16 protein-coding genes are annotated in these 18,933 nt (G+C 60.8%); 10 read left to right on the forward strand and 6 right to left on the reverse strand.

All coding sequences use genetic code 11. The features are described from left to right. Positions 1 to 198: 198 nt before the first annotated feature. The 7 genes from AC1RTQ_RS12870 (at position 199) to pbpG (ending at position 9,672) form a co-directional block, all read left to right on the forward strand. The gene (locus AC1RTQ_RS12870) at positions 199 to 1,986 is read left to right on the forward strand and encodes an acetolactate synthase 3 catalytic subunit (RefSeq protein WP_492876258.1); all 1,788 of its coding nucleotides are present in this window, start codon (positions 199 to 201) and stop codon (positions 1,984 to 1,986) included. Positions 1,987 to 2,143: 157 nt separating this feature from the next. Beyond that, positions 2,144 to 2,635 (forward strand): acetolactate synthase small subunit, encoded by a 492-nt coding sequence (gene ilvN, locus AC1RTQ_RS12875; protein WP_003056638.1) that lies wholly within the window; start codon positions 2,144 to 2,146, stop codon positions 2,633 to 2,635. Positions 2,636 to 2,708: 73 nt separating this feature from the next. Beyond that, a complete protein-coding gene (ilvC, locus tag AC1RTQ_RS12880; RefSeq protein ID WP_003080801.1) occupies positions 2,709 to 3,725 on the forward strand; it encodes a ketol-acid reductoisomerase in 1,017 nt (338 codons plus the stop codon). Positions 3,726 to 3,926: 201 nt separating this feature from the next. After that, on the forward strand, positions 3,927 to 4,796 hold the full coding sequence (gene pssA, locus AC1RTQ_RS12885) for a CDP-diacylglycerol--serine O-phosphatidyltransferase (protein ID WP_302091428.1): 870 nt from the start codon (positions 3,927 to 3,929) through the stop codon (positions 4,794 to 4,796). A 231-nt stretch (positions 4,797 to 5,027) separates the two neighbouring features. Continuing rightward, complete coding sequence (gene leuA / locus AC1RTQ_RS12890; RefSeq protein ID WP_302091427.1) at positions 5,028 to 6,701, forward strand: 2-isopropylmalate synthase; 1,674 nt, start codon at positions 5,028 to 5,030, stop codon at positions 6,699 to 6,701. A gap of 105 nt (positions 6,702 to 6,806) precedes the next feature. Next, positions 6,807 to 8,345, forward strand: a complete 1,539-nt coding sequence (locus AC1RTQ_RS12895; protein ID WP_492876261.1) for a 2-isopropylmalate synthase — start codon at positions 6,807 to 6,809, stop codon at positions 8,343 to 8,345. A gap of 112 nt (positions 8,346 to 8,457) precedes the next feature. Next, entirely contained in the window at positions 8,458 to 9,672 is a 1,215-nt protein-coding gene (gene pbpG / locus AC1RTQ_RS12900; RefSeq protein WP_492876264.1) for a D-alanyl-D-alanine endopeptidase, read from the forward strand. 110 nt (positions 9,673 to 9,782) lie between these two features. On the opposite strand, the gene AC1RTQ_RS12905 is transcribed toward pbpG, so the two are convergent. From AC1RTQ_RS12905 to AC1RTQ_RS12930, 6 genes are all read right to left on the reverse strand, one after another. Further along, entirely contained in the window at positions 9,783 to 10,616 is an 834-nt protein-coding gene (locus tag AC1RTQ_RS12905; RefSeq protein ID WP_302091424.1) for an IclR family transcriptional regulator, read from the reverse strand. A 98-nt stretch (positions 10,617 to 10,714) separates the two neighbouring features. Further along, positions 10,715 to 11,485 (reverse strand): arginyltransferase, encoded by a 771-nt coding sequence (locus AC1RTQ_RS12910; RefSeq protein ID WP_302091423.1) that lies wholly within the window; start codon positions 11,483 to 11,485, stop codon positions 10,715 to 10,717. A gap of 28 nt (positions 11,486 to 11,513) precedes the next feature. Beyond that, positions 11,514 to 12,263: a leucyl/phenylalanyl-tRNA--protein transferase gene (gene aat / locus AC1RTQ_RS12915; RefSeq protein WP_304350256.1), complete on the reverse strand. Its 750-nt coding sequence runs from the start codon at positions 12,261 to 12,263 to the stop codon at positions 11,514 to 11,516. A gap of 170 nt (positions 12,264 to 12,433) precedes the next feature. Beyond that, positions 12,434 to 12,988 carry an elongation factor P gene (gene efp, locus AC1RTQ_RS12920; RefSeq protein WP_003056627.1) on the reverse strand — a complete coding sequence of 185 codons (555 nt, stop codon included), beginning with the start codon at positions 12,986 to 12,988 and terminating at the stop codon, positions 12,434 to 12,436. Positions 12,989 to 13,182: 194 nt separating this feature from the next. Further along, complete coding sequence (gene earP / locus AC1RTQ_RS12925) at positions 13,183 to 14,304, reverse strand: elongation factor P maturation arginine rhamnosyltransferase EarP (protein WP_492876268.1); 1,122 nt, start codon at positions 14,302 to 14,304, stop codon at positions 13,183 to 13,185. Positions 14,305 to 14,308: 4 nt separating this feature from the next. Beyond that, positions 14,309 to 15,223, reverse strand: coding sequence for a LysR family transcriptional regulator (locus tag AC1RTQ_RS12930; protein ID WP_304350254.1), 915 nt, complete (start codon positions 15,221 to 15,223; stop codon positions 14,309 to 14,311). Between the two features lie 175 nt (positions 15,224 to 15,398). On the opposite strand from AC1RTQ_RS12930, the gene AC1RTQ_RS12935 reads away from it, so the two are divergent. The 3 genes from AC1RTQ_RS12935 to AC1RTQ_RS12945 all read left to right on the forward strand — a co-directional run bounded on the left by AC1RTQ_RS12935 (position 15,399) and on the right by AC1RTQ_RS12945 (position 18,759). Then, a complete protein-coding gene (locus AC1RTQ_RS12935; RefSeq protein ID WP_492876270.1) occupies positions 15,399 to 16,631 on the forward strand; it encodes a CaiB/BaiF CoA transferase family protein in 1,233 nt (410 codons plus the stop codon). Continuing rightward, positions 16,628 to 17,608 (forward strand): hydroxymethylglutaryl-CoA lyase, encoded by a 981-nt coding sequence (locus AC1RTQ_RS12940; RefSeq protein WP_492876272.1) that lies wholly within the window; start codon positions 16,628 to 16,630, stop codon positions 17,606 to 17,608. The genes AC1RTQ_RS12935 and AC1RTQ_RS12940 overlap by 4 nt, the downstream gene beginning before the upstream one ends. A gap of 164 nt (positions 17,609 to 17,772) precedes the next feature. Continuing rightward, positions 17,773 to 18,759 carry a Bug family tripartite tricarboxylate transporter substrate binding protein gene (locus tag AC1RTQ_RS12945; protein WP_302091417.1) on the forward strand — a complete coding sequence of 329 codons (987 nt, stop codon included), beginning with the start codon at positions 17,773 to 17,775 and terminating at the stop codon, positions 18,757 to 18,759. Positions 18,760 to 18,933: the final 174 nt, after the last annotated feature.

Here is an 18,933-nt window from a genome sequence, read left to right on the forward strand (position 1 = left end):
ATGTTTTTTTGTGTACTGCATTTGAAGGTCTTGTTGCAGTGCGATAATGATCTTCAACTTAAAGAAGCAAACGGGTCACGGTCCGGCGTATACACAAACGTCCATGGCATGTGGTCTTAAGTCCTAAACCGGCCTCACAAGGGCTTCAGGCTAAGGGCACCGAAGGTTTTTCGTTAGAGAAATTCACAAAGGTTGATCATGGAAATCTCCAAAGCCGAGCTGGCCTCTGCAGCCGCCGCATCCTCCCCCAAGGGCGCCCAGGAATTGATGGGCTCCGAAATCCTCATCAAGTCTCTTCAGGCTGAAGGTGTCAAGCACCTGTGGGGTTACCCTGGCGGGGCAGTTCTCTATATTTACGACGCGCTCTACAAGCAGGACAGCATTCAGCATGTGCTGGTGCGCCACGAGCAGGCGGCCGTGCATGCTGCCGACGGTTTTGCGCGTGCCACCGGTGAAGTGGGCGTGGCGCTGGTGACTTCCGGCCCCGGTCTGACCAATGCGGTGACGGGCATTGCTACCGCCTATACCGACTCCATCCCCATGGTGGTGATTGCGGGTCAGACTTCGACCAATTACATCGGTACCGACGCATTTCAAGAGTGCGATACCGTGGGCATCACTCGTCCCATCGTCAAGCACAACTTCCTGGTCAAGGATGTGCGTGAGCTGGCCGAGACCATGAAAAAGGCTTTCCACATCGCCCGCACCGGCCGCCCCGGCCCTGTGGTGGTGGATATTCCCAAGGACGTGTCCTTCAAGAAGGCGCTGTACACGGGCTATCCTGAAAAAGTGGAAATGCGCTCGTACAACCCCGTCAAAAAGGGGCATGCGGGCCAGATTCGCAAGGCTCTGCAGCTGCTGTTGACGGCCAAGCGCCCCTATATCTATACCGGCGGTGGCGTGTTGCTGGGCAATGCCTGCAACGAGCTGCGCCAGCTGGTGGACATGCTGGGCTACCCCGTCACTCACACCCTGATGGGTCTGGGTGCCTATCCCGCCAGCGACAAGAAGTTCCTGGGCATGCTGGGCATGCACGGCACCATCGAAGCCAACAATGCCATGCAGAACTGCGATGTGCTGCTGGCTGTGGGCGCCCGCTTTGACGACCGCGTGATCGGCAATCCCAAGCACTTCATGTCGGTGGAGCGCAAGATCATCCATATCGACATCGATCCCTCCTCCATCTCCAAGCGCGTGAAGGTGGATGTGCCCATCGTGGGCGATGTCAAGGATGTGCTGAGCGAGCTGATCGCCATGCTGCGCGAGTCGGCCCAGCGTCCCGATGAGGCAGCTTTGGGTCAATGGTGGAGCAGTATCGAAGGCTGGCGCAGCCGCGACTGCCTGAGCTACGACAAGTCCAACACCGAAGTCATCAAGCCCCAGTACGTGGTCGACACGCTGTGGAACATGACCAAGGATGCGAACGCCTACATCACCTCCGATGTGGGTCAGCACCAGATGTGGGCGGCGCAATATTACCGCTTTGATGAACCCCGTCGCTGGATCAACTCCGGCGGTCTGGGCACCATGGGCGTGGGTCTGCCTTACGCCATGGGCATCAAGCTGGCCAAGCCTGACTCCGAAGTCTTCTGCATCACGGGCGAAGGCTCGATCCAGATGAACATCCAGGAGCTTGCCACCTGCAAGCAGTACAACACCCCGGTGGTCATCTGCGCGCTGAACAACCGTTTCCTGGGCATGGTGCGCCAATGGCAGGAAATCGAATACTCGGGTCGCTACTCGAGCAGCTATATGGATTCGCTGCCCGACTTCGTGAAGCTGGCGGAGGCCTTCGGCCACCGCGGCCTGCTGATCGAAAAGCCTGCCGATGTCGAGGCTGCGCTGCGCGAGGCACGCCGTATCGTGCGCGAAGAAAGCAAGACGGTCTTCCTGGACTTCCGCACCGACCCGACCGAGAACGTGTTCCCCATGGTGCAAGCCGGCCGTGGCATCACGGAAATGCTGCTGGGTGCCGACGACCTGTGATGCCTGGGAAGCCGATTTCCAGTGAATTCGGCTCCAAGCACTTACATGTCAAGCGCAAGCAGCTATATTTTAAATAGCACTTTTTGACGAATCTATTGCCCGCCGAGCCTGGCACTTACCGGTGTCAGGGGAGGGCGGCGAAAAGAGGAATCTCCCAATGAAACACATTATTGCCGTGCTGCTCGAGAACGAGCCTGGAGCACTGTCGCGCGTCGTGGGCCTGTTTTCTGCCCGTGGCTACAACATTGAATCCCTGACAGTTGCACCGACCGAGGATCCCTCGCTGTCGCGCATGACCATCCTCACCACGGGTTCGGACGATGTGATTGAGCAAATCACAAAGCACCTGAACCGACTGATTGAAGTGGTTAAAGTGGTGGACCTGACCGAAGGTGCATACACCGAGCGCGAGCTGATGATGGTCAAGGTGCGTGCCGTGGGCAAGGAGCGCGAGGAAATGAAGCGCATGGCGGACATCTTCCGCGGCCGCATCATCGACGTGACCGAAAAGAGCTACACCGTGGAGCTCACCGGCGACCAGTCCAAGAACGATGCCTTCCTGCAAGCCATTGATCGCACTGCCATCCTCGAAACCGTTCGTACGGGTGCCTCGGGTATTGGCCGTGGCGAGCGCATTCTGCGTGTCTAATGGCTGTGTTGCACCACTTTTGAATCTGAACAAACCTTTTTAACCCCCTCAAGATAAGAGACCTGGAGCCATCATGAAAGTTTTCTACGACAAGGACTGTGACCTGAGCCTGATCAAGGGCAAGACTGTTGCCATCATCGGCTACGGCAGCCAAGGCCACGCGCATGCTCAAAACCTGAACGACAGCGGCGTGAAGGTGGTGGTCGGTCTGCGCAAGGGCGGCTCTTCCTGGGACAAGGTCGGCAAGGCCGGCCTGACCGTGATGGAAGTCAACGACGCGGTCAAGGCTGCCGACGTGGTCATGATCCTGCTGCCTGACGAGAACATCCCCGAGGTGTACAAGAACAACGTCGAGCCCAACATCAAGTCCGGCGCTACCCTGGCTTTCGCTCACGGCTTCAACGTGCACTACAACCAGGTTGTGCCCCGCGCCGATTTGGACGTGATCATGGTCGCGCCCAAGGGCCCCGGTCACACCGTGCGCTCCGAATACCTCAAGGGCGGCGGCGTGCCTTCCCTGATCGCCATCTATCAGGACCAGTCCGGCAAGGCCCGTGACGTGGCCCTGTCCTACGCTTCCGCCAATGGCGGCGGCAAGGGCGGCATCATCGAAACCAACTTCAAGGAAGAAACCGAAACCGACCTGTTCGGCGAGCAGGCCGTGCTGTGTGGCGGTGCAGTGGAGCTGGTGAAGATGGGCTTCGAGACTCTGACTGAAGCTGGCTACGCTCCCGAAATGGCTTATTTCGAGTGCCTGCACGAGCTCAAGCTGATCGTTGACCTGATGTACGAAGGCGGCATTGCCAACATGAACTACTCCATCTCCAACAACGCGGAGTATGGCGAGTACGTGACCGGCCCCGAAGTCATCAACGAAGAATCCCGCAAGGCCATGCGCAACGCCTTGAAGCGCATCCAGAGCGGTGAGTACGCCAAGATGTTCATCAGCGAAGGCCGTCTGAACTATCCTTCCATGACTGCCCGTCGTCGCCAGAACGCCGATCACGCCATCGAGCAAGTGGGCGGCCAACTGCGCTCCATGATGCCCTGGATCTCCAAGAACAAGCTGGTCGACCAGACCCGCAACTGATGCAGAGGCAAGTCATTCGGCGCGAGCCGGATGATTGCGCTTGGGCAAGAGGCCACCTTTGAGGTGGCCTTTTTTCATTCCGGAGGCGATCTGTGTGGCGGGTACACTGGTGGCAGGGACATGGTCATGATGGCCGTGCTTGAAATACTATCGTTTTAATAGCTGCATGCATCTGACATGCAAGCACTGGAGGTCTGTTTGATGCAAAACAGCAATGATTCTGCCGATCTGAGTGGAATGCCGCGCAAGCCGCGCAAAGGCATTTATGTGCTGCCCAATCTGTTCACGCTGGCAGCGCTGTTTGGCGGTTTCTACGCCATCGTCATGGCGATGAACAACAAGTTCGAACTGGCGGCCGTGGGCGTTTTCTGCGCCATGGTGCTCGACAGTCTCGACGGCCGAGTGGCGCGAATGACGCATACGCAAAGCGCGTTTGGCGAGCAGATGGATTCGCTCTCCGACATGGTGTCCTTTGGTGCCGCGCCTGCGCTGATTGCCTATGAATGGGCCTTGCGTCCCCTGGGGCGCTGGGGCTGGATTGCCGCCTTTGTGTATTGCGCCTGTGCGGCACTGCGCCTGGCTCGCTTCAACGTGAATACGGCCGTGGTGGACAAGCGCTATTTCCAGGGCATGCCTTCTCCTGCGGCAGCGGCCCTGGTGGCGGGCTTTATCTGGCTGACCAGTGCCCTGATGGTTTCCCACCGCGATGTGCCCATCTTCGGCGATGTGATTTCCTTTTTCGGCGGCTACCCCACGGATCGGGCCGATCTGTCCTGGATCATGTTCGCCATCACGCTGTTTGCAGGCCTGACCATGGTCACCAATATTCCCTACTACAGCTTCAAGGACATCGGCGGCGCCAAGAGCATGCCGTTCGTCTCGCTGGTGGTGGTGGCCCTGCTGATGGCCGTGGTGAGCATCGAGCCAGCAACCATGCTGTTCCTGGTGTTTGTCGGTTACTCGATCTCGGGATATGTGATCTACGCCTGGCGCCGTGCCAAGGGCGAGCAGGTCAGCATTGTGGCGACCTCCAAGGACGAGCCCGATGAGCGTGGTCTGCACGACGATTGACGAGCGGCCCCAAAAAATCCTGGCCCTGTCAACTTTTCTTGTGTTAAAGTGATCCGCATGCAAAACCTGTCGCTAGCTCTACTACTAATGTCCAACGGGCAGAGAAAGTAGCGCGCGCGTACAAACACACCCTACTTGGCGGCCCGTAGCATCAGCGACGGGCCGTTTTTGCTTTTGGGCGTCGCTGGAGCTGGGTTCAATTTCCTCTAATTTCGACTAAAGAGACTCACCATGTTGCAAAACCCTTCCACCAAATACCGCGCTTTCGCCCCCGTGCGTCTGACCGATCGCACCTGGCCCGACGCGGTCATCACCAAGCCCCCGGTCTGGTGCAGCGTGGATCTGCGTGACGGCAACCAGGCCTTGATCGAGCCCATGGACATCGAGCGCAAGGTGCGCATGTTCGAGCAACTGGTGAAGATCGGCTTCAAGGAAATCGAAGTGGGCTTCCCTTCGGCCTCGCAGATCGAGTTCGACTTCATGCGCAAGCTCATCGAGGAAAACCGCATTCCCGACGATGTGACCGTGCAGGTGCTGACCCAGGCGCGTGAGCACCTGATTCGTCGCACTTTCGAGGCGCTGGAAGGCGTGCCCCGCGCCATCGTCCATCTCTACAACGCCACGGCTCCCGTGATGCGCCGTGTGGTGCTGAACATGAGCGAGGACGAGATCGTGGAGCTGGCGGTGACCAATGCGCAGATGTTCAAGGACATCGCGGCCCAGCACCCCGGCACCAAGTGGACCTTCCAGTATTCGCCCGAAATGTACTCGGACACCGAGCTGGAGTTCTCCAGGCGCGTGATCGATGCCGTCACCGATGTCTGGCAACCCACGCCCGAGAACAAGTGCATCATCAATTTGCCCACCACCGTGGAGCACTCCACGCCCAATATCTTTGCCGACATGGTGGAATGGACGCATCGCAATATCAAGCGCCGTGACAGTGTGGTGATCTCGGTCCATCCTCACAACGACCGCGGCACGGGCACTGCGGCGGCCGAGCTGTCGCTGATGGCCGGTGCGGACCGTCTGGAAGGCTGCCTGTTCGGTAATGGCGAGCGCACCGGCAATCTGGACGTGGTGAATGTGGCGCTCAATATGTATATCCAAGGTGTGAACCCCGGCCTGGATTTCTCCGACATCGACGATATCCGTGCAACGGTTGAGCATTGCAACCAGTTGCCCGTGCATCCTCGTCACCCTTACGTGGGTGACTTGGTCTACACCTCCTTCTCCGGCTCCCACCAGGACGCCATCAAGAAGGCTTTCGCCGCCCACAAGGAAGGCGATATCTGGGATATGCCTTATTTGCCCATCGATCCCAAGGACCTGGGTCGCAGCTATGAGGCAGTGATTCGCGTGAACAGCCAGTCGGGCAAGGGCGGAATTGCCTATCTGCTCGAGAGCGAATACGGACTTCAGCTGCCCCGGCGCCTGCAGATCGAATTCAGCCAGGTCGTGCAGCGCGAGATGGATGCCAGCGGCAAGGAGTTGTCGGCTGCTGATCTGTGGGAGCTGTTCCAGCGCGAATATGGAGTCAACACCGTCAAGGCGCCTCAATATCGCCTGAGCGAGGCCGATGGCGTGGTCAATATGACTTCCCACATCGAGATCGCCGGGGAAAAGTATTTTTTGGAAGGCGAAGGTACGGGCCCCATTGATGCATTCGTGCAGGCGTTGTCGGCTAACGTCGGTCGCAATGTGCGCGTGCTCAACTATGCCGAACATGCGATTGGCGAGGGCGCGAATGCCAAGGCGATTGCCTATGTGGAATTGCGCGTGGATGACGCTCAGGTCTGCTACGGCGTAGGGGTGGATGCCAATATCGTTTCCGCCTCCTTGCGCGCCATCATCTCGGGAGTGCAGCGCGTTGCCGCTGTCGCTGAAGAGGCGGTAGCTGCATAAAAAAGGTTCAAAGCCGGTGTCGCCAAAAGCACACCGGCTTTTTTGTCGGCAATCCTCCAGTCAAAACAGGCGTCTACCGGCGCCCTCACATAGAGAGTCCCCACCATGTCCGATCAGCTCATTATTTTCGACACCACCTTGCGTGACGGCGAGCAATCGCCCGGCGCTTCCATGACACGCGATGAAAAGCTGCGCATTGCCCGTCAGCTGGAGCGTCTGAAGGTCGATGTGATCGAGGCGGGGTTTGCTGCGGCATCCAATGGCGACTTCGAGTCCATCCAGTCCATTGCACGAGCCATCAAGGACTCCACCGTCTGCTCGCTCTCCCGAGCCAACGACCGCGACATTGCGCGTGCGGCCGAGTCGTTGAAAGATGCCAACCGCGCTCGCATTCATACCTTTATCGCCACCAGTGCGTTGCATATGGAGAAAAAGCTGCGCATGACACCCGAGCAGGTGCTGGAGCAGGCCAGGCAGGCGGTGCGCTTCGGGCGCAATCTCATCGAAGATATCGAGTTCAGCGCGGAGGACGGCTATCGCAGCGAGCCCGATTTTCTGGCGCGTGTGATCGAGGCGGTCATCAAGGAAGGCGCAACCACCATCAACGTGCCCGACACCGTGGGTTACGCGATTCCCGAGCTCTACGGGGAATTCATTCGCAACTTGCGCGAGCGCGTGCCCAACAGCGACAAGGCGGTCTGGTCCGTGCATTGCCACAACGACCTGGGCATGGCGGTGGCCAATTCTCTGGCGGGAGTGAAGATCGGCGGCGCGCGCCAGATCGAATGCACCATCAATGGTCTTGGTGAGCGCGCGGGTAACTGCTCACTTGAAGAAGTGGTCATGGCCATCAAGACGCGCAAGGACTACTTCGATCTGGATGTGAATATCGATACCCAGCATATCGTGGCCGCCAGCCGCTTGGTCAGCCAGACCACGGGCTTTGTGGTGCAGCCCAACAAAGCTGTGGTGGGGGCCAACGCCTTTGCCCATGCCTCCGGCATTCATCAGGACGGCGTGCTCAAGGCTCGTGACACCTACGAAATCATGCGTGCCGAGGACGTGGGCTGGGCGGCCAACAAGATCGTGCTGGGCAAGCTCAGTGGTCGCAACGCCTTCAAGCAGCGCCTGCAGGAGCTGGGGGTGGAGCTGGACAGCGAAGCTGCCATCAACCAGGCCTTCACGCGCTTCAAGGAGCTCGCGGACCGCAAGAGCGAGATTTTTGACGAGGACATTCTGGCGCTGTTGAATGCCGAAGGAGCGGAGCACCAGAACAATCAGTTCCAGTTCATTTCGCTGGCCCAGCAGAGTGAAACAGGTGAGCGCCCACATGCCAGCGTGGTCTTCAGCAATGCAGGCAGGGAAATCAAGGCCAGCTCCGAAGGCAATGGCCCGGTCGATGCCTCGTTCAAGGCCATCGAGTCCGAAGTCAAGAGCGGTGCTGAAATGGTGCTGTATTCCGTCAATGCCATCAGCGGCTCGACCGAGAGTCAGGGCGAGGTGACGGTGCGCCTGCAACGCAGTGGTCGCGTCGTCAACGGAGTGGGTGCTGACCCCGATATTGTGGTCGCATCGGCCAAGGCTTATCTGAGTGCTTTGAACAAATTGCATAGCAATCAGGAAGTTGTTGCAGCACAAGGTTGACTGCTGGATTTATAATTTCACTCAGATTATCGAGAAGGTTGTGCAAGTGCTTGTCACTGCACAACTTTTTTGATTGAATTAAATCCTTACACCTTGTTGTCTGGAGTATCGCATGCAGATGCTGCGTCCATTTCGCCTTGCAAAACTCACTCAGGTCGTGTCTTTGGCTCTGTTGAGCTGCGCTCTGGCTGCTCCGGCAGTGCATGCGGCGGCGCCCAAAAAAGACTCCAAAAAGCCCGTGGCTGCTGCGGCTTCGGCTAAGAAAGCGGCCAAGGAGCCGGCTGGCAAGGTTCGTGCTGCAGCGCAGCCAAAAAGCACAAAGGTCTCCAAAGGCAAGCCGGAAAAGGCGGACGCCAAGCTTGCAAGCAAGAAGGGCGGCAAGACTGTTCTAGCAGCCAAGGCCGAAAGAGACGAGAAGAGCGGCGGCAAGAAGCGTCTGGCCAGGGCAGGAGCCGCTGGCGCTGCGGTTGCGGCAGCAGCTGCTGCCACGGCGGTCGAGCCCGCACGCCTGTCCTATGGGCAGATGGCTGGTCTTCACTCCGTCTCGGATCCCCTGGATCTGCAAAGCAGCGTGGCTTATGTGATTGACCAGGACACACATGAGGTGCTGCTGAGCAAGAACGATCAGGCAGTGCTGCCCATCGCCTCGCTGACCAAGCTGATGACGGGTCTGCTGATCTCTCAGGCTCGGCTGCCCATGGACGAGATGATCACCATCACGCAGGACGATGTGGATACCGAAAAGCACAGCAGCTCTCGCCTGCGTGTCGGTACCACCTTGACGCGTGCCGAGATGATGCATCTGGCGCTGATGTCCAGCGAGAACCGTGCTGCCCATGCCCTGGGACGCACTTATCCCGGCGGTCTGGCGCAGTTTGTGCAGCTGATGAACTCCAAGGCGCAGCAGCTGGGCATGAAGGACACGCGCTATGTCGAGCCCACCGGCCTGTCCAGCAGCAACCAGTCCAGCGCGCGTGACCTGGCGCGTCTGGTGGCGGTGGCCCACGCGGATCCGCTGATGCGCGAGTACTCCACATCGCCCGGTTATGAAGTGGCCGTGGGTCGTCGCACGCTGCAGTTCAACAACACCAACCGCCTGGTCAAGAGCGACAACTGGGATATCGGCCTGCAAAAGACCGGCTATATCTCCGAAGCCGGACGCTGCCTCGTGATGCAAGCCCATGTGGCCGGCCGCAAGCTGATCATGGTGTTCCTGGATTCTGCCGGCAAGTTCAGCCGTCTGGCAGATGCCGAGCGTGTGCGCCACTGGATGGAAAGCAAGGGACCCACTGCCAGCAATACGATGGCAAGCCGTATCAGGGGCTAAGCAGGTAAAGGTCCAGTCAAAAAGCGCTACCCAGGTAGCGCTTTTTTATGGGGTCTACACCTGAAATGGCATTGAGGCCCCTTTGCAGATTGCGAAAGGCACCCCAGTATTTAACTGTGCTGGCTGCGGCTATAGGGATTGGGGGCGGCCTGAGCCGGAGCCGGGCGTGTGCCGCTGAAGCCCAGGGCCACGGAAATCTCCTGCACCGTGGCCTGCAGTCTGGGGGCCCAGCTCTCGTCAAGCCGGTCTGCCGGGGCAGAGATGGACAGGCCTGCAATCAGCTTGCTCTGGTCGTCGTAAATGCCGGCGGCCATGCAGCGCACGCCCAATTCCAGCTCTTCGTTGTCGCGGGCAATGCCGTATTGGCGCACTTTGGCCAGCTCATGTTCCAAATCACCCAGCTGGGTGATGCTGAAATGGGTCTTGCCAGGCAGGCCGGTGCGCATGGCGTAGGCGCGCACCTGCTGGGAGTCATCGGCCGCCAGAAACAGCTTGCCGTTGGAGGTCAGATGCAAAGGAGCATGGCCGCCAATGGCGCGTACCACCTGCATGCCGGAGCGCTCGCTGTAGGCGCGCTCCACATAGACAATCTCGTCGCCCTGGCGCACGGACAGGCTGATGGGCTGCTGAATCTGCTTGTAGAGCTGGCGCATGGGCGTCAGGGCCACTTCACGCACATTCAGCCGTGCCTTGACCAGGTTGCCCAGTTCCAGAAAGCGCATGCCCAGGCGGTAGCTGCCCGATTCGGGGCGATCCACAAAGCGGCCCGTTGCAAGATCATTGAGGATGCGGTGCGTGGTCGAGGGATGCAGGCCCGTGCGTTCGCTGATCTCCTTCAAAGAAACCGCTTCCTCACGCGATGCCAGCACGTCGATCAACGTGAACATGCGTTCCAGAACCTGGACGCTGGGCTTTGCGGAGGCCGATAGGTCGTCTTTTTTCATGCGTTGGAGATACTTTGCGGGATGGGGGCATTCTAGCGGTGCTGCAGCCGTGCAGCCATGTCATCCGCTCATATATCCATGTGCTGCTTTTTGTGGCGTCACTCTTCAATGTGCGAGCGCACAATGCTTTGCCTGTCTGCGCGCTGCCATAGCTCGCCCTGGCGAATCTCATGTGGCAAGAAGCTGGCCTTGTAGCGCATCTTCTGGCTCTCGGAGATCCAGTAGCCAAGATAGACATAAGGCAGGTTCATGGCTTTCGCTTGCTGGATTTGCCACAGCACATTGAAGGTGCCGTAGCTGGCGTGGTCTTCCGGATCGTAGAAGGTGTAGACCGCCGACAGCCCGTCCTCCAGTACGTCCAGAATGGAGAGCATTTTGAGTGTGCCGGGCTGACCGTCTGCGCCCGGCTCGCGGAACTCGACCAATCGGGAGTTGACTCTGCTTTGCAGCAGAAACTGCGTGTACTGGTCCACGCTGTCGTTGTCCATGCCGCCGCCGCTATGGCGGTGCTGCTGGTAGCGCAGGTAGAGCTGGTAGTGCTCGTCGGAGTAGTGCAGGCGCTGAATGGAGGCGACAAGTTGCCCATGCTGTTTGGCAGCGCGCCGCTGGCTGCGGCTGGGGCGGAACTCCTGGGCCAGAATGCGCAGGGGAACGCAGGCCTTGCAGCCATCGCAATAGGGGCGATAGGTGAACATGCCGCTGCGCCTGAAGCCCAGCGTCACCAGTTCCGAGTAGGTGGTGTTCTGAATCAGGTGACTGGGTGTGGCGACCTGAGAACGTGCCAGTCGGCCCGGCAGGTAGCTGCAGGGATAGGCTGCCGTGGCATAGAACTGCAGGGCATGTAGCGGGAGGTCGTTCGGGTGCGTCATGATCGGACTCGGCTGCAGATGCGGTGCGTCAAGCTTCACTGTGGCTTAGCAAGTGCTCCCAGTATATGGGGCTGAATTGCCACTGCATATCGGGCAGTTGGGCCTGGGCTTGAACGGTCCGGACGAACTGCGCTCTTGTGACTTCTCGAGCGCCCATGAAAGACAGATGTGCGGTGGCCTGCTGGCAGTCGATCTGCGCAACCTGATGAGCCCGGCACAGAGCAACCAGTGCCGAGAGTGCGATCTTGGATGCATCGGTTTGCAGGGCGAACATGGACTCGCCAAACACTGCTCTGCCAAGCGCCACGCAATAGAGGCCGCCGACCAGCTGGCCGTCGATCCAGGTTTCCACGCTATGTGCAGCGCCTTGCTCATGCAGCTCGGTATAGGCATCGACGATGCTCTGCACAATCCAGGTGCCGTTCTGTCCGTCGCGAGGGGTCTGGGCGCAATGCTGCATCACCGTGGCAAAAGCGCTGTCGATGCGAATTTCACAGCGCGGATCGTTGCGAAATTTCTGCAGTCTTTTGCGCAGGCTGCGGTGCAGGCGAAACTCGTCGGGATGCAGGGCCATGCGCGGGTTGGGAGACCACCAGAGCACCGGCTGTCCCTCGCTGAACCACGGGAAAATGCCTTGACTGTAAGCGGTGCGAAGACGTGCTGCATCAAGCGTATTGCCGGCGGCCAGCAGCCCGGGGATGGGATCCCGTTCCCCCCAGGTCTGATCGATGGGGGGGAATTCTTGTTCGGGCTGCAGCCAGGGCAGGGAGTGCGTCATTGGCAGTGGGAGTGAATGGACTGCCCTTAGTCTTGCACAGACTGAAGCGGTTTTGCGCGTCGCGGCGGATGAGCGGTGCTGGCGTAATCCCGCTGTCGGAGGCAAAAATGAAAAAAGGCTTCTCGAAAGAAGCCTTTTTTGGGGGAGCAGCCGCGGCAGCTGCCGCCACATTACACGCGCTTGCGGTATTCGCCGGTGCGGGTGTCGATTTCGATCTTGTCTTCCTGGGACACGAACAGGGGCACAGCCACTTCGAAGCCGGTAGCGATCTTGGCGGGCTTCAGAACCTTGCCGGAGGTGTCGCCCTTGACGGCGGGCTCGGTCCAGGTGATTTCGCGCACGATGGTGGTGGGCAGTTCGACGGAGATGGCCTTGCCGTCGTAGAACACCACTTCGGCAGTCATGCCGTCTTCCAGGTAGTTCAGTGCGTCAGCCATGTTTTCGGCTTCGACTTCGTACTGGTTGAACTCTTCATCCATCCACACGTACATGGGGTCGGCGAAGTAGGAGTAGGTGCAATCCTTCTTGTCCAGGATCACGTTGTCGATCTTGTCGTCGGCCTTGAACACGTTTTCCGTGCCGAAGTTGCCGATCAGGCTCTTGAGCTTCATGCGCACGGTAGCAGCGCCACGGCCGCCACGAGCGTATTCGGTCTTCAGAACGATCATGGGGTCCTTGCCGAACATGATCACATTGCCTGCGCGGATTTCTTGAGCGATTTTCATGGCTTGCTTGCGTTTGAAAGGTTGGAGCCGCTCTACACGGCAGGCAAGCTGTTCGCAATGGTCGCTGGAGAAAGCAACGCATCAAAGGTGCGGCGGCGGGGCCTGCCGCATGTACCGCGGCGGGGCGCGACCCCGAAAGCAAGATCGCTCGGCATACCGGCTGCGACTGCCCTCAGAGAGGCAAAACGTGGATTTTAGCTTTTTTCGGCGACAAAAGCTTGAAGCTGCTCAATCAGTTCGGTTTGCTCCAGCAATCTGGCGCGTGCAGCCCTGATGCAGCAGGCCCATTCGTCCAACATTTTCCGGTTGAGCAAAGGCAATGTTTGCGGTGCGGTCATGCCATTCCAGGTGTGGTGAAAGCGCCTGAGGCTGTCCGGGGCCTGGAGCCAGTCCAGAAAAGCGTTCAGCTTGTCGTGGTGGGCGTTGTCATGCTGAGGGTAGATCTGCCAGACCATGGGCTGGCCGGCCCAGAGCGCACGTACCAGGGAATCCTCGCCACGCACCAGATTCAGGTCGCAGGCCCAGAGCATTTCGTCGAACCGGGCCTGAGGGCGGGCTTGCAGATAGACCGGCTGCATCTGCTGCGCTTCGGGCAGAGCCTGCACGGCAGTCGTGGCCCTTCCCGGGGTCACCAGCAGTCTCGCGTTGAGCGCCTGCTTGTCCGAGAGCTGTGCGAGCAACTGGGGCAGGGCGGCAGGCTCGTAGCAAAACAGCGAGACGGCACATTCGTCATGCTGAATGCCTTGCGCGCGGCGCCATGAGTCGCGTTGGGCCACGAAGGCCTGCTGACGCTGCGCCAGGTTCTGCTCGCGTACCAGCGAGCCGGTTGACGCCGTAAAGCCAGGGTAGAAGAACCAGCGTGTCAGCCCGGAGGCGGGGCCGCTCATGATGCGTGAGGGCAGGCGATGGCAGCGCTCCACATAGTCTTCTGCCGAGAGGTATTCGAGATTGATCCAGAGCGGGGGCTTGCTCTTGGACGCCTTGTCAGCAATGGCGCTCACAAATGCTGCGGGAATCTCGCAGCCGAAGGCCTCGATGACCACGTCGCCAACCGATGCCGGCAGGTCGGCCGCTTGCGCGGGCCAGGCATGCACGCTCAAGCCCGGCGGCCAGGGCTGAGGGGCCATCCATTGCAGGGCGCTGGCATCGTCCATCCACAGGCGTACCCGCTGGCCGCGTGCGGCCAGTTCTGCGGCCGTGCGCCAGCACACCCCCACGTCGCCAAAGTTGTCTATGACCTGGCAGAAGATGTCCCAGCTCAGTGAAGGGTGCTGTGGCGCTTGGCCGGGGGCTGGCAACGGTGCGAATTCGGGCATGGGTTCAGTCTTTGTCGGTTGAGGCGCTCTGGCACAGGTGCTCAACCAGCAGTTGTGCGACGGGCGAGAGTGCGTCCTGGGAGCGTACGCAGAGCATGAGTTGGCGCTCGGCCCAGGCTTCGTCCAGGCGGATGCAGCGCAAGGGCAGGGCGCCCATGTAGATATGGGCGCTGCCCTCGGGAAGAATGCCCACGCCCAGGCCGGCGGCCACCATCAGGCACAGGGCGTCATAGCCCGTCACCTTCATGCGCAGGCGCGGCTGCAGGCCCAGATCGGCGGCAGAGCGGGTGATGAGATGGTTGAGCGCGCTGTCGGCATGCATGCCGATCAGATCATGCTCGATGACCTGCTCCAGGCGCAGCCTGTGCTCGCCGGCCAGCGGATGGGATTGGGGCATGACCACGGCCAGCCGGTCCCGGCGATAGGGGCGCAGGCTGATCTTGCTGCCGTAGCTGCCGTTGTTGAGCAGGCCGATGTCGGCTTCGTTGTCGGCCACGGCGCGCGCGATATCGGTGCTCACGCGCTCCTGCAGCCGCACGTCCACCAGCGGGTGTCGGCTCAGAAAGCTTTGCAGCTGGGCGGGCAGAAACTGGGTGATGCTGGAAATATTGGCCATCACGCGCACATGACCGCGCAGGCCTTGCTCGCCGCCCTGGGCATAGTCCTTCATCTGCGTGGCGATGCCGTCCAGCTCGTTGAGCACGCCGCGCGCCATGTTCAGCAGGGCGTAGGCGGCGGCCGTGGGCTGGCTGCCCCGGTTGCTGCGTGTGAACAGCTCAAGCTGCAGCCGATCCTCCAGCTCGGCCAGGCGGCGGCTGGCGGCCGAGGGGGCGATGTGCTCGCGTGCAGCGGCACGCGCGATGGCGTTTTCTTCCATCACGGCCACAAACAGGCGCAGGGTGATCGGGTCCAGTTTCATGAGGCATGCATTATCCCGCCTGGCTATGCCCAAATGCGATGGCAGCTTCGCATTTCAGCGTTTTGCAGGACTGCTCTTCAAGGGCAATATGCTTGAAAAGCCGCCTTGCCTGGTGCTGGTCAACGCAAAGCGGCACAGCAAGACAGGTAGCAAGAGACCAACAAGAGACAAACGCATGACGACGATGAATATCCAAGACCCTGCCACACAGACTGCCACGCCGCGCGCGCTGGAGGGTGTGAAAGTAGTGGAAATGGGCCAGCTGATTGCCGGCCCCTTCTGCGGCAAGACCCTGGGCGAGTTTGGTGCCGATGTCATCAAGATCGAGGCGCCCGGTGCGGGCGATCCGCTGCGCAACTGGCGCTTGATCAAGGAAGGCACCTCCGTCTGGTGGCAAGTGCAGTCGCGCAACAAGCGCTCGGTCGCGCTCGATCTGCGCCAGCAGGAGGCGCAGGCCGTGGCGCGTCAGCTGATTGCCGAAGCCGATGTGCTGGTCGAGAACTTCCGTCCCGGCACGCTGGAAGGCTGGGGCATGTCGCCCGAGCAGCTGCATGCCATCAACCCCGGTCTGGTGATCCTGCGCATTTCGGGCTATGGCCAGACCGGCCCCTATCGCGATTTGCCGGGCTTTGGCGTGATCGGCGAGGCCATGGGCGGGCTGCGCCACCTGACGGCCGAGCCGGGCCGGGTGCCGGTGCGCGTGGGCGTGTCGATCGGCGATACGCTGGCTGCCCTGCACGGCGTGATCGGCGTGATGATGGCTCTGTACCACCGCAAGGTGAACGGCGGCCCCGGCCAGGTGATCGATGTGGCCCTGCATGAGGCCGTGTTCAACATCATGGAAAGTCTGATTCCCGAGTACAGCGCCTTTGGCGCCGTGCGCGAGGCCGCCGGCAGTGCGCTGCCGGGCATTGCGCCCTCGAATGCCTACCCTTGCCAGGATGGCTGGGTGCTGGTGGCGGGCAATGGCGACTCCATCTTCAAGCGGCTCATGGCGGCCATCGACCGCCAGGATCTGGCCGATGCGCCCGATCTGGCCGACAACGCGGGCCGCGTCCAGCGCGTGGCAGAGATCGATGCCGCGATTGGCGCCTGGACGCAGGCGCGCAGCGTGCAGACGGTGATGGACGAGCTGGGCGCAGCACGCGTGCCGGCCGGCAAGGTCTACACGGCCAAGGATATTGCCGAGGATCCGCATTACCGGGCACGCGAGATGATTCTGACCCAGCGCACCCGCGATGGTTTCGAGCTGCAGGTGCCCGGCGTGGTGCCCAAGCTTTCGCTGACGCCGGGCACGGTGCGCAGCAGCGCCCCCCATGTGGGCGACGACACCGATGCCGTGCTGGCCGAGATAGGTCTGAGCGCCGAGCAGGTCGCCCAGCTGCGCGAGAAAGGCATCATCCAATGAGCACGCCAAATGTCTGGAATGGTGCGGGTCGCCGCATTTTCATGAACGAAGTGGGCACGCGCGACGGTCTGCAGATGGAGCAGGCCTTTGTGCCCACCGAGGACAAGATCGCGCTGGTCAACGCGCTGTCCGAGGCGGGCCTGTCCAAGATCGAGGTCACGGCTTTTGTCTCACCCAAGGCCATCCCGGCCCTGCGCGACGGCGAGATCGTGATGCGCGAGATCGCACGCTGGCCGGGCACGGTCTACACGGCTTTGGTGCCCAATGTGCGCGGCGCGGAGCGTGCGATCGAGGCGCAGACCGACGAGCTCAATCTGGTGATGTCGGTCAGCGAGACGCACAACCTCTGCAATCTGCGCATGCAGCGCGGCCAGTCCTTCGAGGCACTCAGGCAGGTGATCGCCACGGCGCAGCAGGCGGCAACGCCCGTCAACGTGTCGCTCTCCTGCTGCTTCGGCTGCCCCATGGAGGGCGATGTGGCCGAGGCCGAAGTGCTGGCCTGGGTGCAGCGCTTTGCCGATCTGGGCGTGCAGGGCATCACGCTGTGCGACACCACGGGCATGGCCTATCCCAGCCAGGTGCATTCCATGGTCCTGGCCTTCAAGTCGCGCTGGCCGCAGCTGGGCCTGACCCTGCATTTCCACAATACGCGCGGCATGGCGCTGGCCAATGTGCTGGCCTCCATTGATGCGGGTGCGGATCGCTTTGACGCCTCGATTGGCGGTCTGGGCGGCTGCCCCTATGCGCCAGGTGCCTCGGGCAATGCCTGCACCGAAGAGATCGTGCATGCGCTGCAGCTCATGGGCTATGACACCGGCACAGACCTGGCCCGCATCGTGGCGGCTGCTCGCAGCCTGCCGGCACTGATCGGCCACGAGACGCCCAGCCAGATCGTCAAGGCCGGCGCGCGCTGGGATCTGCACCATCCGCCCGCGGATTTTGCCGAGATCAGGGAACGCGCCCAGGCCAGGGCCTGAGACGGTTTTCGCCCCGCTGCATCGGCTTTTTCGGGGGAAGGAGCCGGCGCGGCTTACAGCCCCACGGCTTGCGCAAATTCGGGCCAGACATGGTGTCTGGCCAATACAGATGCCCGCTGTACACCCTTATTTGCGCAAGTCCCCATTCCAATCAGGAGACAAACATGACTGTTCAACGTCAACGCCTTCATTTCATGCTTGCGACGGCCGCTGCCGCGGTCGGCCTTGCCAGCGCCCCGGCCATGGCCCAGGGCAGCTATCCCAGCAAAACCGTGCTGATGATCGTGCCCGCAGCCGCAGGCGGCACCACCGATCTGGCCGGCCGCATGGCCGCACAGGCGCTGGCGCCGGTGATCGGGCAATCGGTGGTGGTGGACAACAAGGGCGGCGGCAACGGCGCCATCGCCGCCAATCTGGTCAAGCGTGCCGATGCCGACGGCTACACGCTGCTGATGCAGTACTCGGGCTACCACGTCATCTCCCCGCATCTGACCAAGGCCAGAAGCTGGGAGCAAGGCGACTTTGCCCCCGTGGCCAATGTGCTGTCGGCGCCGCAGATCATCGTGGTGCGTTCCGAGCTGCCGGTGAAGACGCTGGCCGAGCTGGTGAGCTACACCAAGGCCAACCCCGGCAAGCTCAACTACGCCTCGTCGGGCAACGGCTCGCTGCAGCATGTGACGGGTGCCATGCTGGAGCAGCAGGCCGGCGTGAAGATGGTGCACGTGCCCTACAAGGGCACGGGGCCGGCGCTGCAGGACCTGCTGGGCGGCCAGGTGGACCTGACCTTCGGCACCGCGCCTCCCTTCATGCCCCATGTGCAAAGCGGCAAGCTGCGCGTGCTGGCCGTGACGGGCAAGCAGCGCCTGCCCAGCCTGCCCAATGTGCCCACCACGGCGGAAGCCGGCTACCCGGGCGTGAATGCCACCTCCTGGTTTGCCGTGTTTGCGCCCAAGGCCACGCCGCAGCCCGTGATCGACAAGCTGACGGCCGACATCAAGAAAGTGGTGCAGGACCCCGCCTTCAAGAAAAAGGCCGAAGAGCAGGGTGCCACGGCAGACTATATGAGCCCGCAGCAACTGGCGGCCATGGTCAAGACCGAATATGCCAACTGGGCACAGGTGGTGAAGTCGTCCAGGATCGAGGCCGAGTAAGCGGCAGGGCGCAGGGATTGCCTCGAATCCATTGACTCTAAAAAAGGAGCTGCTAGCGCTTGCTATATAAGGGTTTAAGATATAAAACTATCTGAAATTCAATATCAACAAGCGCTAGTAGCTCTCTTTATTGAAGCTTCGTGGCCGCAGGCCGGTTTGCACCGCTTGCTGCCG

It is taken from the genome of Comamonas sp. GW821-FHT11H03 (genome assembly GCF_058807955.1).

Bases quoted from the DNA above. Each gene is read 5' to 3' on its own strand.
- AC1RTQ_RS12870 (WP_492876258.1), top strand. From the start codon at position 199: ATGGAAATCTCCAAAGCCGAGCTGGCCTCTGCAGCCGCCGCATCCTCC.
- ilvN (WP_003056638.1), top strand. From the start codon at position 2,144: ATGAAACACATTATTGCCGTGCTGCTCGAGAACGAGCCTGGAGCACTG.
- ilvC (WP_003080801.1), top strand. From the start codon at position 2,709: ATGAAAGTTTTCTACGACAAGGACTGTGACCTGAGCCTGATCAAGGGC.
- pssA (WP_302091428.1), top strand. From the start codon at position 3,927: ATGCAAAACAGCAATGATTCTGCCGATCTGAGTGGAATGCCGCGCAAG.
- leuA (WP_302091427.1), top strand. From the start codon at position 5,028: ATGTTGCAAAACCCTTCCACCAAATACCGCGCTTTCGCCCCCGTGCGT.
- AC1RTQ_RS12895 (WP_492876261.1), top strand. From the start codon at position 6,807: ATGTCCGATCAGCTCATTATTTTCGACACCACCTTGCGTGACGGCGAG.
- pbpG (WP_492876264.1), top strand. From the start codon at position 8,458: ATGCAGATGCTGCGTCCATTTCGCCTTGCAAAACTCACTCAGGTCGTG.
- AC1RTQ_RS12905 (WP_302091424.1), bottom strand. From the start codon at position 10,616: ATGAAAAAAGACGACCTATCGGCCTCCGCAAAGCCCAGCGTCCAGGTT.
- AC1RTQ_RS12910 (WP_302091423.1), bottom strand. From the start codon at position 11,485: ATGACGCACCCGAACGACCTCCCGCTACATGCCCTGCAGTTCTATGCC.
- aat (WP_304350256.1), bottom strand. From the start codon at position 12,263: ATGACGCACTCCCTGCCCTGGCTGCAGCCCGAACAAGAATTCCCCCCC.
- efp (WP_003056627.1), bottom strand. From the start codon at position 12,988: ATGAAAATCGCTCAAGAAATCCGCGCAGGCAATGTGATCATGTTCGGC.
- earP (WP_492876268.1), bottom strand. From the start codon at position 14,304: ATGCCCGAATTCGCACCGTTGCCAGCCCCCGGCCAAGCGCCACAGCAC.
- AC1RTQ_RS12930 (WP_304350254.1), bottom strand. From the start codon at position 15,223: ATGAAACTGGACCCGATCACCCTGCGCCTGTTTGTGGCCGTGATGGAA.
- AC1RTQ_RS12935 (WP_492876270.1), top strand. From the start codon at position 15,399: ATGACGACGATGAATATCCAAGACCCTGCCACACAGACTGCCACGCCG.
- AC1RTQ_RS12940 (WP_492876272.1), top strand. From the start codon at position 16,628: ATGAGCACGCCAAATGTCTGGAATGGTGCGGGTCGCCGCATTTTCATG.
- AC1RTQ_RS12945 (WP_302091417.1), top strand. From the start codon at position 17,773: ATGACTGTTCAACGTCAACGCCTTCATTTCATGCTTGCGACGGCCGCT.